This is a genomic window from Anaerolineales bacterium (genome assembly GCA_015075725.1).
In the GTDB taxonomy this organism is placed as follows: domain Bacteria; phylum Chloroflexota; class Anaerolineae; order Anaerolineales; family Villigracilaceae; genus Villigracilis.
Map to the genome: position 1 here is coordinate 3,726,369 of JABTTV010000001.1, position 13,882 is coordinate 3,740,250.

The following is a 13,882-nucleotide window of genomic DNA, read 5'->3' on the forward strand; positions in this document are numbered from 1 at the left end:
GTCCCGAATCTATCGAACCCTCCCGCCGGCTTCAAGCCTGACGGGAGTTTTTTTATTCGTAGGCCAACACTTCACGGACTGTCAAACGAGACGCGTTGCGCGCGGGAATGAAACTGGCAAGCATGCTCAGGAATATCACGATTCCCAGCCACATCCAAAACCCCGGCATGGAATAGGTGTACGTCAAAGCGGTTCCCATCACTGCCTGCCCGAGCGCCTGGTTGAGTCCTTGAGTCATGGGGATAGCAAAAACCGCACCCATCGCCCAACTCATCAAACCGATGACAACCCCTTCGCGGATAAAGACCAGTGCCACGCTCCGGTTCGATGCGCCGATCGCCCTGAGGACCCCGATCTCGCGCGTCCGCTCTAAAACGTTGATGCTCATCGTCCCCATCAAACCGAGTCCGCCGACCAGCGCCAGCAAAACCGCCATGGTCAGAAGAAGAGAGACAATGGCATCGAAGGATGCCTCTGCATCGCGCCGTTCCGTATTGATGGTGGTCGCAAGCCCGATCTTGACGCCCACAAATTCCAGCCGTTCTTCGACAAGGCGCGTCACGGAATCGACATAGGCAGGGTCATGCCGTTCCAGTGCGATCATCAGTGCGTCCGTTTCACCGATGCGGTTTGTGATCTTCGTCATGTACTCGTAATTGACGTACATGATGGGAAGAAACGCCATTCCCTTGAACGTTCCGACAATCTTGAATGTATGTTCCTCGCCGTCGACCTTCAGGAGGATATCCCCGCCAAGTTTCATCTCAGGTTCATCCAGGAGCATGGCGGAGGGAACGACCACTGCATTCTCATCACCCGAGGCAAGCCATCTTCCTTCGGCAAGGGACGGGGAAACGATCAAACTATCGGGATGAACCGTCGGAGCGAACATGTAGATCAAGCCGCTTTCGCTCCCATCGTCCCGGATCAAACGCGCCGGAAGCTGAATCCACACATCGGTCCCGACCACTCCCGGAATGGATTCCGCCTCGCTTTGAATCCGATCCGCGCGGTAGGAACGGTCAAGGGCGAGCATCGAATCGCAGTTGAACCATTTGATCATATCCTCGACGGTGCTCGAAAGGGATGCGCGCACATTGAACACGCTGATGAACGTCGCGGACCCGAGCGTGAGCGTGATCAATGTCAGAATCAGCCGGCCCTTATTCCTAAACGTATTCCGGATGGACAACAAGACCGACCTGATCGAAAAACCGCGCGCAAACCATAAATTCGCGCCAGAAAGCAGCCTGTCGATCACATTCCCGCCGAACCGACCACGGCCCATCGAGTAATTGCTCATCGCCTCTGCGGCGCTGATGCGCAAACTGGTAACGAACGGAACAAGCGAAGCCAGAACCGGCAGGATCAGCCCGATCGCAATTTGAACGGCAAATGTTTCCGGCGGCGATTCCATCGAGTAAAGGTCGAAATTGAAAAATCCAGCCAGCGCGGCGCTCAATGCCTGCGCGCCATAAACGCCAAGCGGAAGCGCTATCAACAAAGCCAGTGCGCCATAAGCCAGGACCATGACGAGATACATGCCCAAGATCTGAGCCGAGCTCCCGCCCACCGCTTTCATCACACCGATCTGACGTTTTTGCTGCGTAAGTATGGCGGACACCGTGTTGACCACGAGAAAAACGCTGAGGAACAAGGACAACACACCGAGCAGTCCCATCAATAAAAGGATGCCGTTCAGCACATCGTTCATGGGGAGTTGTCCTGGTTCGGCGATCATGCTCAACGGAATTGTGTAGCCGGATTTTTCGACCTTGTCTTTCACGCGGTTGACGACTCTTTGAGCCCATGCTTTATCCTGCGCATTGACGGCAATCACATGCAGTTCATTGAAACCATACGGCTCGCCAAACCATTCCAACGTATCGAAGGTAACGTATCCGTACGGCGTCCCGTCGATCTGAGCGGGCAACTGGGCGGGATCATACGCCGCCCCGGCAATGCGGACCCTGCGCTCGACGTCGTTCGGAAATTTGATCAAGACCACATCGCCTACTTCCGCCTCGATTACAGGCAATGCCGCCCGCTCGATCAATATCTCGCGCTCGGGCGGGGGCCAGGCTCCGCTCTGCGAAGTGACCTTATTCACGCGAATATCGTCGTAATCGGCAATGACAAACACCGTAAGGTTCTTCCACTCGCCGGATTTTGTCAGGAGCCGCGCCGAGATGTTCCTGCGCGCATCCGCCTCCTGCACATCCTTCATTTTGCGAATGGATTCAAGAAAATCCTCGTCGAACAATTGGATCGTCCGCACCGTGCCGCTGGAGGGATGAATGGCGGCAAAACTTTCCGCAAGCCCATCGGCGAGGATCGTCCGTGCGCTCAAGATGATCCCCAGCGCGAACAAACCGACGGACATCGAAAGCACGATCAACAACGTGCGGGTCTTGTTGCCAAACAGGTCGTTGATAACCTTGAACCAGCGCGCTTTAAGCATGGACGGATTCCTTCATGCCAATGATCTGCCCGTCGGATAACGTGATGATTCGCGAGCCGCGTCTGGCGATATCTTCGTCATGAGTGACCATGAAGACAGTATGCCTCTCCTGTACGAGACGTTCAAATATATCCATGATCACCGCCGCGGTGGCTGAATCGAGACTACCCGTAGGTTCATCTGCGACGAGAATGGCGGGATCGTTCGCCATGGCGCGCGCAATGGCAAGCCTTTGCTGCTGGCCGCCCGAAAGCGCGGTTGGAAGTTTTTTCGCATGATCGGCAATATCCACCTCTTCAAGGAGGGACATGGCACGCCTGCGCTGCTCCCAGATCGGGTATCGTTTCGCAAAATCCATGGGCAGCATGACGTTTTGGAGAACGGTGAGGGTTGGAAGCAATTCGAAAGATTGAAAAACGACACCCAGCGTCCTGCCGCGAACCTTCGCGGCTCGTTCAGGACCGTACTTGTGAATCGGTTCTCCATTCACCCATATCTCGCCTGAAGTGGCGCGGTCCAGGCCGGTCATAATATTAACCAGCGTGGTCTTGCCGCTGCCGGATTTTCCCGTGACGATCAAGAATTCCCCGGGGAGAACTGCCAGATCGATGTGATCGAGCGCGGTAACGGAACCGGCAAGGCTTTCATAGACCTTGACCGCAGAACGCAATTCGATTAATGGGCTATCGGTTGACGAATTCATCCTGAATCCTTCCATCCACCAGGCGTATCGTTCGCCGGGCGCGCCGGGCGAGATCGCTGTCGTGTGTGACCATCAATATCGTCTTACCCGACTCGACAAGGGTTTCGAACAAACGGAAGATCATCTCGGTGGATTTGGAATCAAGGTTGCCAGTGGGCTCGTCCGCTGTGAGCAGGACGGGGTCATTTGCCAGCGCGCGGGCGATCGCCACACATTGTTGTCCGCCGCCGGATAACGCGCTCGGCAGATGATGGGCATGATCCGCCATGCCAACCAGTTCAAGCAGGCGCATGGCCTGATCGGCACGATCAGGGCGGGGATATCGCGAACCGTAATCCATTGCCAGCAAAATATTTTCGACTGCGGTGAGGGTTGGGAGGAGCTGAAAGAACTGGAATATCACGCCAATGGAGCGCCCGCGCCAGAGCGCGATCTCCTCTTCACTAAATTCGTGAATGGGATGGTTATCCACAAAGACCTCGCCGGAGGTGGGTTTGTCGATCCCGGTAATGACGTTGATCAGCGTGGATTTTCCGCTGCCGGATTTCCCGATAATGGAAACGAACGCCCCCGGCTCGACCTTCAGATCGATCCCCTTCAAGGCTGTGAACGTGCCTGCCGAACTACGGTACGTTTTCACCACGTTGCACAGGTCAACCAATTCCTTGTTGTCTTCGATACCTGAACCGATCGCCGATGGATTGAGACGAATCATACCCAGAGTATAATCCGGCTCATGCCAAAAATAAAACAAGCCAATTCACGACATTGCTTCGTCTGCGGGCTGGAAAACCCGGTGGGATTGCATCTGCATTTCTACGAAACCGGGCCCGGCGAGGTGGAAACCCAATACGTCGCGCCAAGCCATTTTCAAGGTTATCCCGGCGTCTTACACGGCGGGATCGTTGCCGCCATCATCGATGAGGTCACCGGGCGGGCCTACTTGGGGAGCGACCCGCAAAAACCGCGCTTTATGTTCACGGGAAAGCTCGAAGTGAAGTATCGCAAAAACGTTCCCGTGGAAAAGTTATTGAAGATCATTGGAAAGACCGGGAAAGACAAGGGCAGGGTCGCCGAAGCGTGGGCGGGAATCTACGATGCCGAAACAGAGGAATTGCTTGCAGAAGGCACAGGGATGCACATCAATGTGTCAAAAGACCAATTCGATATGAGCAAGCTGGAAGAACTGGGCTGGAGAGTTTATCCAGAGTAAATAGCGTAGCTCACGCCTGAAGCGTGACCTACGCTATTCTGCCTGTTACTTTTTTCGACCTCCTGCAACATATAGATGTGTACACACATTACAGGAGGTATATGACCACCCTAATGAACATGAAAATCAAGGACCGTGATGAAGACGACCTGGCGCGCAAAGCGATCACGGATGTGGACGCTTTCGCGGAGCTGTACCGCCAGCACGTGACCAGGGTCTATCGTTATCACATGGCGCACATCGGCAATATCAAGGACGCCGAAGACCTGACCTCACAAACGTTTATTGCGGCAATGGAGGGGATACGCTCGTTTCGGGGCGAAGGCTCGTTCGCGGCATGGATCATGGGAATCGCCTCAAAGAAGCGATCGATGTTCTTTCGCGGAAACATGCACGAGGTTCCGTTGGAGGCGGCGGAGCAATATCCAACCCCGAACCTACCGACGGACAAAGCCGCCATGGCGCGCATCCGGCTCGAAGCCATCGCCCAGGCGCTCCGCCAGATCACGCATGAACGGGCTGAAGCCATAACACTGATCTATTTCGGAGGATTGAATTACGCGGAAGCTTCGCGCGTGATGAACAAGAACGAAGCAGCCGTCAAAATGCTTGTCTCTCGCGGATTGCATGACCTGCGCGAGAGAACCTCCCTCAGAATGGAGGTGGAAGAATGAACGAATTCGACAAGAATAACGAGATCGAAAAATACCTCGAGGAAAGCGCGGATCAGATACGACCAAACCTCGTCTTCAAAGCGGAACTGGAGGAAAAACTCCGCGCGGCGCACAGACCGAAGAAAAATCTTCAATCGCTTTTCAGGGGGATTCAAGCCCAAGGAATGGGAAGAACGACGGCAAACCTCTTTTCGGCCCTGACTGGAATCGTCGCCCTTGCCGCGGTGATCGTGTTCATGGTGTGGATCTTCCAGGAACTGCGCCCGCATGAAAATTTCGGCAGCAGCGAAGGCTTCGTTTGCCCGGTCACACCCCCGAACGGCAGCCTGCCTCCCGGCGAGACGGTCGAGTCGCAATATTATCTCGGTAACGGCGAATTATGGACGACGCTCTGGCCTGATGGAAAGATCATCATGCAGTCACACAACGTGGAGCCAGACGGCTCGTTTGCGATGAAGTGGAGTTTCGTGCGTGGGGATGACGTTTCGGGCGCGTTGACCGTCGAAGGGCGGCGGCTCGACGCCGAAGCCGAACCTTTACGCGCCTTCATCACGGACGGCTACGGCGACACCGGGCTGCAAATCCTTGCCTTGATCTTCCCCACTACAGGCTGTTGGGAGGTGACCGGTCGTGTCGGCGAAGCTTCGCTGACCTTTGTGACCGAGGTGGTCTACCAGATCGATGCGACCCCGGTCGCTGAAGCAACGCCTGGCGTGATCATCGACCCGAACGCCACACCCAGCAACACCTCAGCAGGCGGCTACGACTTCCGCGGCGGGAAGTTGTTCCTTGCACAGCCACTGCCCGAGTCACCTACCAGTGCAAATGTATACGCTTACATCACAGATGCGCCAGCCACCGCCGAGCAGGCGCGCGCGCTGGCAGATCAGTTCGGGCTGCAAGGCGATCTTTATACAACTCCGTTCCCCCAGTTACCGGATCGGACCGGGTATGTGATCTCGGATGGGAAACGCCTGCTGACGATCTATACCGCGAATTATTTTACCTACTCTGCAGACGTTCAAACAACGAGCCGCGGCTTCTATGGCGCGTCCAATGCAAACGCCGAATCCATCATCAGAGACTTCCTGACAAAGCACGGCTTCGACTTCGCCTATCGAGTCTCAGAGGACGGAAATGGAATGTACTCCGTTCATCAGCTTTCGCCGGATGGCATGCCGATGATGTTCGACACATTCACCATGTGGGTCTCACGCATCACGCTCGGCAAGGACGGCGAAGTCGCCTATGCGGAATTCAACCTTATGAACTACGACCCGACCCCGATCGGAAGCTACGGCATCATCAACGCCCAGGACGCCCTCGACGCGGTGCTTTCGGGAGACGCACAGACAGGCACGTTGGAGACGGGCTACGGACCGAGCACCGAGCCGCCGCTGGTTTGGCACAGGGAATATCCCGATAACGAGCACGTCACCATTTCAGCCAGCCTAACAAAATACGACTCCACCCAGAATGACGGACGCTCCCTGCTGCTCCTGGATGGCATCCAAGCCATTGGCGAGACAGCCGAGTTGGAAACCCTGAACAATTATATGTTTGTCGTAGTCACGGGCCAGTTCGTGTTCGAGAATGGTGTCCGCAAATTCAGCGTGGAAGAATTGGAGACCAGCATACCGCAGATGAATATCGCGGGCTCCCTTCGCAATGAGAGCGGTGAGATCATCATCCGGGGCGATGGCGGCGATGAATACATCGTTCTCGACCCGCCCACAGACCTGCCGCTGAACACAGACACTGAAAAATCCTACCTTAACATTGGCGGTATCCTCACGGATGGAAAATTGGATTGGTCGTCGATCCAATTCTATGCCGACATCAACAGCATGGGCGGAGGCGGAGGCGGGGGCGGTTACGGCTTCTATCCGCTCAACTTAAGCGGAACCCCGATTCCCTTCCCCACGCTTGCCGCAACTGAAGAGAGGTACACTCCCGAAGAGCTTGCCGCCTTTTTGCAATACACTGTCAAAGATGGCGATACATTGGAAAGCATCGCTGCCGAGTTCAACATTTCTGCCGAAGACATCATGAGCGCCAACTACCTGACCGATCATGAAATCGGCGCGGGATGGGTGCTTGTTCTGCCGGGCGTTCCAGCTCCCGCAAGGTTCGACGGCGTTGAAGGTGTGGTCGAGCATACGGTTTTTGTAAAACCGGACGGACGCGAACGAACAGAGTACACCTTCATACTCAAAGAGAACGGGCAGTATTACCATCTCGAAGGTGAGAACCTCGACGATCTCCTGCGGGTTGAAAACCTACCCGTCGCGATCTGGGGAAGCATCCGCTACGATACCGCCGGATTCCCGCGTCTAAGCCTTGAAAAGTTCGAGGAACTTTACCCCGGTTTGGAATTCCAGGTCTTGAGAGGTATCCAAGAGTTGAGAGATTACAACGGCACCCAGCTTGTCCTCTTCAACCACGAAGGCGAGACTTATGTTCAACTCGTCCCGAGCGGCGCTTCTGCGGATTCGAATTATTATCCGGACGGCGAGATCCTCATCCAGGCTTTGATCGTGCCAGGTGAGACCTTTGCGGGATACCCCACGGTGCGCGTGTTCTATTCCTCCCCTGCGATCGACCCCAGCTCGGGACAGCCGCTCGAACTGCCTTCAATGGCTGACATGGACCGCCCCCTGCCGGACCCGTTCGGGAACAACGACAATTACGTCCCGCCCGATCTCGTTATCGAGACTGTTGAGCTGGTGTATTACACCATGGATCCGTTGATGCAATATGATTCGCCGGGACCAGCGAGCAGCCCGCAATACGTTCAACCTGTATGGCACCTGCACGGCCGTTACACTAACGGCGGCGAAGCAGACATCCTTGTGCAGGCATTGAAGCGGGAATTCCTCTCGCCCTTTGCTTCGCCATAACGATCCGGACGTTAAAATCCTTACCGCCATCTTTCCGATGGCGGTAAAATTTTTTAAATGGACCAGATTCTTTTTATCCTGACCTACATTGCTGTCACAGCCTCATCCGTATCAGGCGCGCTTGAAGCCCGCAAACACCAGATGGACATTGTCGGCGCAACGACCATCGCTTATGTAAACGCCTTCGGCGGTGGAACCCTGCGAGATATGATGCTCGGCCGCACTCCGGTCTTCTGGATCGACGACCCCTGGCTGACTGTCACCACCTTTGTCTTCGCGATCATTACGTTCTATCGGCTCGATACCTTATCGAAACGACTGCTCATTGTGGCAGACGCCATCGGTCTCAGTATTTTCAGCATCCTCGGCGCGACCTACGCCCTGCAATTGAATATCTCCCCTATCGTGGCGATCCTAATGGGCGTAGTCACGGGTATCTTTGGCGGCGTGCTGCGCGATGTTCTCAGCAACCGCATTCCCAACGTGTTCCGCCAAAGCACTGAACTCTATGCAACCTGTTCGTTCATCGGGACCAGCCTTTTCATCGTTCTTGACGCATTTGAGATAAATGCCTTATTTGCATCGCTCACCGGCGCGGTAATTGTATTCATCCTGCGGCTTTTCGCCGTCGGCTTCAAAGTGACTCTCCCGCCTCCATAAGGAACGCATTTTATCACCTCGCTGGGTATAATCAAAGCCTGGAGACACAATACCATGATCACAACCTATCACAGACCCCAGACACTCGATGAAGCCCTCGCGCTTCTGAATCAACCGAACACCATGCCCCTCGGCGGCGGGACGCTTCTCTCCCGTTCCGCAACGGATTCTGTTTCCGTCGTCGACCTCCAACGCCTTGGGCTGGATTCGCTCCGCGCCAACGGCAGTGAATTCGTCATCGGCGCGACATGCACGCTTCAATCTCTGTACGAAGACAGCAACTCCCCCGAACCGCTGAAAACAGCGCTCAAGCTCGAAGCGCCGCTCAACATTCGGAATGCCGCCACCGTTGCAGGAACCATCGTTGCAAGCGACGGCCGCTCCCCGTTCGTTACCATGCTCCTCGCGATGGATGCAAAAATGGACTATAGCCCATTGACCGCAGGCAATCCAAATTCCACCGTCCTCGGTCTGGGCGAATATCTCCTTACCCGCCCGCGCGGGCTTGTCACCTCCATCATCATCCCACTCAACACCAAAAATGCCTTCCAATTCGTATCGAAAACCCCCGCCGATAAACCTGTCGTCTGCGCTGCGTTGGCGAAATGGAACTCGGGCCGCACGCGGCTGACCCTGGGCGGATATGGCAAAACCCCACTGCTTGCCATGGACGGCACCGAAGCGAATGGAATCGAAGAAGCCGCCATGAACGCCTACCACGAAGCGAGCGATGAATGGGCATCCGCCGAATACCGCATGGACACCGCTTCTGTGCTGGCGAAGCGTTGTTTGGAGTCCATCGCGTAAGATCGCACAGGCATGACACCCCTTCGGAGTTGTCTTTTCCGGAGCGCAAATCTAAAACCATTTGACCCCTTCGGGGTCGGGAATTTCCAATGACCCCCACAAATAAAATCAAAGCCTTCGAAGAGATCGCGCGACTCTTCGACATCTCGAACGAAAGCGCGAAGTATTTCCTCAACCACGTGCAGAAAAGTTTCAAGGTCGAACGTCCGCCGCATAAACTCATCCTCGAATTCGTGCAGGGACAGAACTACGGATTCAAACCCACACCCTACGACGTAGCCTCGGCGATGAAGGAGAGCGGGGTTTGGAATTACGACCTCGGCTCACCGCCGCCCGTGGTGGAAGATGAGGAGGATATCTACCGATGAGAGCCGCTGTCTTTTACGAATGCGGCGATGCTTCGAAGATCCAGATCGCCGAAGTCCCGATGCCGGAGATCAAGCCGGGACAGGTCTTGATTCAAGTCCATGCCAGCGCGTTCAATCACCTTGAGTTGTGGTCGCTGCACGGACCCGCCGACGAGAGTTATCACTTCCCGATGTGGACGGGATCGGACATCTCTGGCGTGATCTCAAAGGTCGCGCCGGATGTGAAGGATTGGAAAGCGGGCGATGCGGTCGTGGTCAACCCGTCGCTTTCATGTGGACAATGCGAGCATTGCCAGAGAGGAGGCGTCACTTTATGTGATGATTACGATATTCTCGGCTCGAACGGGGGCGGCGGCAATGCCGAATACATTGCAGCGAATGCGGACAAACTGATGAAACTCCCGCCGGGATTCGATTTCGTCACAGCTGCGGCCGCTCCCCTTGCGTACCAGACCGCCTGGCGAGCGATCGTTACGCGCGGAAAAATCATCAGCGGAGAGACCGTTCTGGTGCTCGGAGCAAGCGGCGGCGTGGCGGTAGCCGCGATCCAGATCTGTCACATGCTCGGGGCGAGAGTCATCGCGATCACCAGTTCATCCGAAAAGATGGAGAAGGCGAAACTTGCAGGCGCGGACTTTGCCGTGGACCGCAGTGAAGGCAAGCCCTTCGAGGAAGCGCTCAACTTCACAGGCGGGCGCGGTGTGGATGCGGTGATCGAGAACGTCGGCGCGTTGACCTGGGGCGACAGCCAGAAAGTTTTACGCAAAGGCGGGCGCATCGTTACCTACGGGCGAACCACAGGGCGCGAAGCCACCACCAACCTCTCGCTCCTGTTCTGGAACGAGCAAACCCACATCGGCACGACGATGGGTAGTTTGCAGGACTTCAAGGAGATGATGGAACACGTCTTCAACGGCAAGTTGACGCCCATCGTCGATTCGGTTTATCCGCTGGAGAAGGCAAGGGAGGCGTACGAACGGTATGAAAAGGGAGAGCAGTTTGGGAAGGTTGTGTTGAAGGTGAAATAATTTCACTTGTTTGCGCCGTATTTCCCAATCTCAAACATCCCCAATCCCATCCATATTGACTTAATTCCCCCCAGCCAATAAAATCCCCGTCCTGATGAGATATATCATCATCGGCGATGGCGCGACCGGCACAACCGCGGCGTATTACATCCGCGCGGCGGATCAAGATGCGTCCATTACCATCGTCTCGGACGACCCGAATCCTGCCTATTACCGCGCGGCGCTCACGAATTACCTGCTGGGGGAATTACAAGAGTCTCAACTATTTGCCGTCCCACCCGATTTTTACATAACAAACGAAATCGACCGCATCCTTGCCCGTGTCAGCGCTGTGGATACGAAAAACAACAAGGTGACCCTCGCCGATGACCGTGAGATCGAATATGACCAGCTGTTAATAGCCAGCGGTTCACGTCCGAACACGCCGACCTTCCCCGGCGCGGAACTTTCCGGCGTGATGACCATGCGCACGCTTCAAGACGTCCGAACCGTGTTGGACGGAATCCGTTCGGGCAAGGTCAAACGTGCGGTGGTTGTCGGGGGCGGTCCGCTCGGCATCGAATGGGTGCAGGGCTTGATGCGCTACAAAGTCCACGTCACGTATCTTTTACGCGGCGACATGTTCTTCGACCGCGCTTTGGACCGGACCGGCTCAGACCTTGTCATCAGCCGATTGCGCGCCGAGGGGGTGGATGTGCGCTTGAACGAAGAGATCGACACCGCCATCGGCGATTGGAACGGGAAATTGAAAGCCATCCGGCTCAAGAATGCCAACCAGACCATCGACTGTCAACTCGCAGGAACCGCCATCGGCATCCGCCCGAACCTCGAATTCCTGCAGGACTCCGGCATCGAAATGGCAAAAGACGAAAAGCGCGGAACGCTCCTCGGTGTGACCGTGGATAAACACATGCGCACGAACGTCCCGAACGTCTATGCGGGCGGCGATGTAATTCACCGAACGCTCGGTTTGTGGGAACCGGCGCGATTGCAGGGGCGCATCGCCGGGCGCAACATGGCGGGCGGCACAGAAACCTATGAACCCGGCGAACATTATTTCGCCACCCGCCTGTACGACCTCGACTTTGCCAGCGTGGGCAGCATCAACGAAAAGCCGGACGACCAGGTGCTTGTGGATTTCCCGCGCGGGAGCGGGCGCATCGCTTATCGGAAAGTAGTGATCCGCGATGGGATACTTGTCGGCGCGCTCATGCTTGGTCAGCGCAAGGAGAACGTGCGCAGGAACGGATTGTTCTTCAAGAAATTGATTGAAAGGAAGACCAACGTCTCGTCGGTGGCGGAACGCATGCTCGACCCGGAGTTCGACCTGCCTGGCTGGATCGACTCGCTCAACATGAGCAGCCAAGTCATCGCTGTCCGCAGCATGATCGCAACATCGGCACTACCCTCGCCCGCCAGCCTGCGCAAGAGCGAAATGACCAGCACGGGCAATACCTTTGCAGTCAAACCGCTGAAGACGCCGCATGCTGTTTTGAAAATGAACGGCTCCACCCATTCCATCGACGACATTCTCACCATCGGGCGCAACGCGGAAAACAACGTCGTCATCAAGGAGCCGCTCGTTTCGAGCCGCCACGCACGCATCGAAAAACGCGGGGTCGCCTACTTCATTGTCGATAATAAAAGCACGAACGGCACATTCGTCAACGAGAACCGGATCGGAGAACCTCTTGCGCTAAAAGACGGCGACGTAATCGAGATCGGCCATACCACGCTGAAATTTGCAGTCGAAGCTGAAGCGCAAAAGACCAGCGTCCTGCCGGAGGAGATTCCGCTCGAAGCGCCGCCGCAGGAACTCTTCACACCGGGCGCGATCGAATACAACGGCAAGCGCATCGAACTCAAGCATGACACCATCACTTTGGGGCGCGACCCCGAGGCGACGATCCGCATCGAAGACCCGACCGTATCCTTCATGCACGCGCAGATCGCGCACCACGGCGAGCATCATTACCTGCGCGACCTCGGAAGCCGCAACGGCACCTTCGTCAACGATACGCTCGTCGTCACGCCTTGCGTATTGAACGACGGCGACATCATCCGCATCGGCAAGGTCAAACTGACATTCCATTCCGGCATGACCAGCCCCGCGCCTGCGCCGAAACATGCAAAGACCGAATTCCTGCAAAGCGTAAAGGTCGAAAAATCCTGGGGGCAATTGATCGCCTACTCCGGCTCGACCATCGGTTTGAGTTTCGCGCTCAAGCCGCCGTCCGTCACGCTCGGGCGCGACCCCGGGTCGAACGCCATCACATTGCAGCACCAGACCATCAGCCGTGAGCATGCGCGATTCGACTGGCGCGACGAGAAATGGTTCGTCACAGATTTGCAGAGCGCGAACGGCACACGCATCAACGGGACCCAACTCGCGCCGAACAAGGAAAGCCCGATCGCTCCCGCCGACGAACTTCAATTCGGCGACGTCAAATTAGTCTTCGTTCCCTCTGCCGCATCCGCCGGGAAGACTAGCGGCTTGCCGATGACTTTCGTGATGGAACCCGAAGAGCATGTGCAAGAACCGCCGCCGGTCAAAGCGGAAGAAAAGAAAGAAGCACGAATCGAAGCGGCGCAGATCATGGAAAAGCCGAAACCTCCAATCCGGGATTCCGCACCGGAGGCGCCAGCGAAACCGCAATCCCCAGTCCAGGATTCCGCGCCAAAGGAATCAGAGAAATCCCAGGTTCCGGTTCGAGATTCCGCCCCGGGCAGAGTCGGAGGCGAGGCGACAAATTTCATCCAGACTTCCTTCCCCACCCGCCTCACGGTTCTCGCCGGGCCCGGGATTGGTCGCAGCATCCTGTTGGTAAAACTCCCGCTGACGGTGGGCCGCACAACCACGGAAGATGTGCAGGGACTCGACGATCCGCTGATCTCGCGCAGGCATCTGCGAATCGTTTTGAACCCGGACGGGACGATCGGGGTCAGCGACATCGGCAGCGTGAACGGGACGTTTTATAACGGTATAAAACTTGAAGTCAACCAGGCTGTCGTCCTGAATAAAGGCGACGAATTACGTTTGGGCAGCACTGTTTTAAAGGCAGAGTAGC

At 56.1% G+C, this 13,882-nt stretch carries 11 protein-coding genes; 8 read left to right on the plus strand and 3 right to left on the minus strand.

Annotation, left to right across the window (positions count from 1 at the left end; genetic code table 11):
- Positions 1–52: 52 nt before the first annotated feature.
- The 3 genes from HS100_17880 to HS100_17890 are packed head-to-tail and all read right to left on the minus strand — an operon-like array spanning position 53 to position 3,879.
- A complete protein-coding gene (locus tag HS100_17880) occupies positions 53–2,461 on the minus strand; it encodes an FtsX-like permease family protein (GenBank protein MBE7435791.1) in 2,409 nt (802 codons plus the stop codon).
- Entirely contained in the window at positions 2,454–3,164 is a 711-nt protein-coding gene (locus HS100_17885; GenBank protein ID MBE7435792.1) for an ABC transporter ATP-binding protein, read from the minus strand. The genes HS100_17880 and HS100_17885 overlap by 8 nt, the downstream gene beginning before the upstream one ends.
- A complete protein-coding gene (locus tag HS100_17890) occupies positions 3,145–3,879 on the minus strand; it encodes an ABC transporter ATP-binding protein (GenBank protein MBE7435793.1) in 735 nt (244 codons plus the stop codon). Before HS100_17890 ends, HS100_17885 begins: the two co-directional genes overlap by 20 nt.
- A 21-nt stretch (positions 3,880–3,900) precedes the next feature.
- Between HS100_17890 and HS100_17895 the strand changes: the two genes are divergently transcribed.
- From HS100_17895 to HS100_17930, 8 genes are all read left to right on the plus strand, one after another.
- Positions 3,901–4,377 carry a PaaI family thioesterase gene (locus HS100_17895; GenBank protein ID MBE7435794.1) on the plus strand — a complete coding sequence of 159 codons (477 nt, stop codon included), beginning with the start codon at positions 3,901–3,903 and terminating at the stop codon, positions 4,375–4,377.
- Positions 4,378–4,478: 101 nt separating this feature from the next.
- A complete protein-coding gene (locus tag HS100_17900; protein ID MBE7435795.1) occupies positions 4,479–5,051 on the plus strand; it encodes an RNA polymerase sigma factor in 573 nt (190 codons plus the stop codon).
- Positions 5,048–7,951: a LysM peptidoglycan-binding domain-containing protein gene (locus HS100_17905; GenBank protein MBE7435796.1), complete on the plus strand. Its 2,904-nt coding sequence runs from the start codon at positions 5,048–5,050 to the stop codon at positions 7,949–7,951. Before HS100_17900 ends, HS100_17905 begins: the two co-directional genes overlap by 4 nt.
- Before the next feature lie 57 nt (positions 7,952–8,008).
- Entirely contained in the window at positions 8,009–8,611 is a 603-nt protein-coding gene (locus tag HS100_17910; GenBank protein ID MBE7435797.1) for a trimeric intracellular cation channel family protein, read from the plus strand.
- Between the two features lie 54 nt (positions 8,612–8,665).
- Positions 8,666–9,418 (plus strand): FAD binding domain-containing protein, encoded by a 753-nt coding sequence (locus tag HS100_17915; protein ID MBE7435798.1) that lies wholly within the window; start codon positions 8,666–8,668, stop codon positions 9,416–9,418.
- Between the two features lie 89 nt (positions 9,419–9,507).
- Positions 9,508–9,786 (plus strand): hypothetical protein, encoded by a 279-nt coding sequence (locus tag HS100_17920; protein MBE7435799.1) that lies wholly within the window; start codon positions 9,508–9,510, stop codon positions 9,784–9,786.
- A complete protein-coding gene (locus HS100_17925; GenBank protein MBE7435800.1) occupies positions 9,783–10,814 on the plus strand; it encodes a zinc-binding dehydrogenase in 1,032 nt (343 codons plus the stop codon). Before HS100_17920 ends, HS100_17925 begins: the two co-directional genes overlap by 4 nt.
- 94 nt (positions 10,815–10,908) lie before the next feature.
- Positions 10,909–13,881: an FHA domain-containing protein gene (locus HS100_17930; GenBank protein MBE7435801.1), complete on the plus strand. Its 2,973-nt coding sequence runs from the start codon at positions 10,909–10,911 to the stop codon at positions 13,879–13,881.
- Position 13,882 lies beyond the last annotated feature (1 nt).

What these genes read in the sequence shown, in the direction of transcription:
- HS100_17880 (MBE7435791.1), bottom strand. Translation starts at nt 2,461, where the DNA reads ATGCTTAAAGCGCGCTGGTTCAAGGTTATCAACGACCTGTTTGGCAAC.
- HS100_17885 (MBE7435792.1), bottom strand. Translation starts at nt 3,164, where the DNA reads ATGAATTCGTCAACCGATAGCCCATTAATCGAATTGCGTTCTGCGGTC.
- HS100_17890 (MBE7435793.1), bottom strand. Translation starts at nt 3,879, where the DNA reads ATGATTCGTCTCAATCCATCGGCGATCGGTTCAGGTATCGAAGACAAC.
- HS100_17895 (MBE7435794.1), top strand. Translation starts at nt 3,901, where the DNA reads ATGCCAAAAATAAAACAAGCCAATTCACGACATTGCTTCGTCTGCGGG.
- HS100_17900 (MBE7435795.1), top strand. Translation starts at nt 4,479, where the DNA reads ATGACCACCCTAATGAACATGAAAATCAAGGACCGTGATGAAGACGAC.
- HS100_17905 (MBE7435796.1), top strand. Translation starts at nt 5,048, where the DNA reads ATGAACGAATTCGACAAGAATAACGAGATCGAAAAATACCTCGAGGAA.
- HS100_17910 (MBE7435797.1), top strand. Translation starts at nt 8,009, where the DNA reads ATGGACCAGATTCTTTTTATCCTGACCTACATTGCTGTCACAGCCTCA.
- HS100_17915 (MBE7435798.1), top strand. Translation starts at nt 8,666, where the DNA reads ATGATCACAACCTATCACAGACCCCAGACACTCGATGAAGCCCTCGCG.
- HS100_17920 (MBE7435799.1), top strand. Translation starts at nt 9,508, where the DNA reads ATGACCCCCACAAATAAAATCAAAGCCTTCGAAGAGATCGCGCGACTC.
- HS100_17925 (MBE7435800.1), top strand. Translation starts at nt 9,783, where the DNA reads ATGAGAGCCGCTGTCTTTTACGAATGCGGCGATGCTTCGAAGATCCAG.
- HS100_17930 (MBE7435801.1), top strand. Translation starts at nt 10,909, where the DNA reads ATGAGATATATCATCATCGGCGATGGCGCGACCGGCACAACCGCGGCG.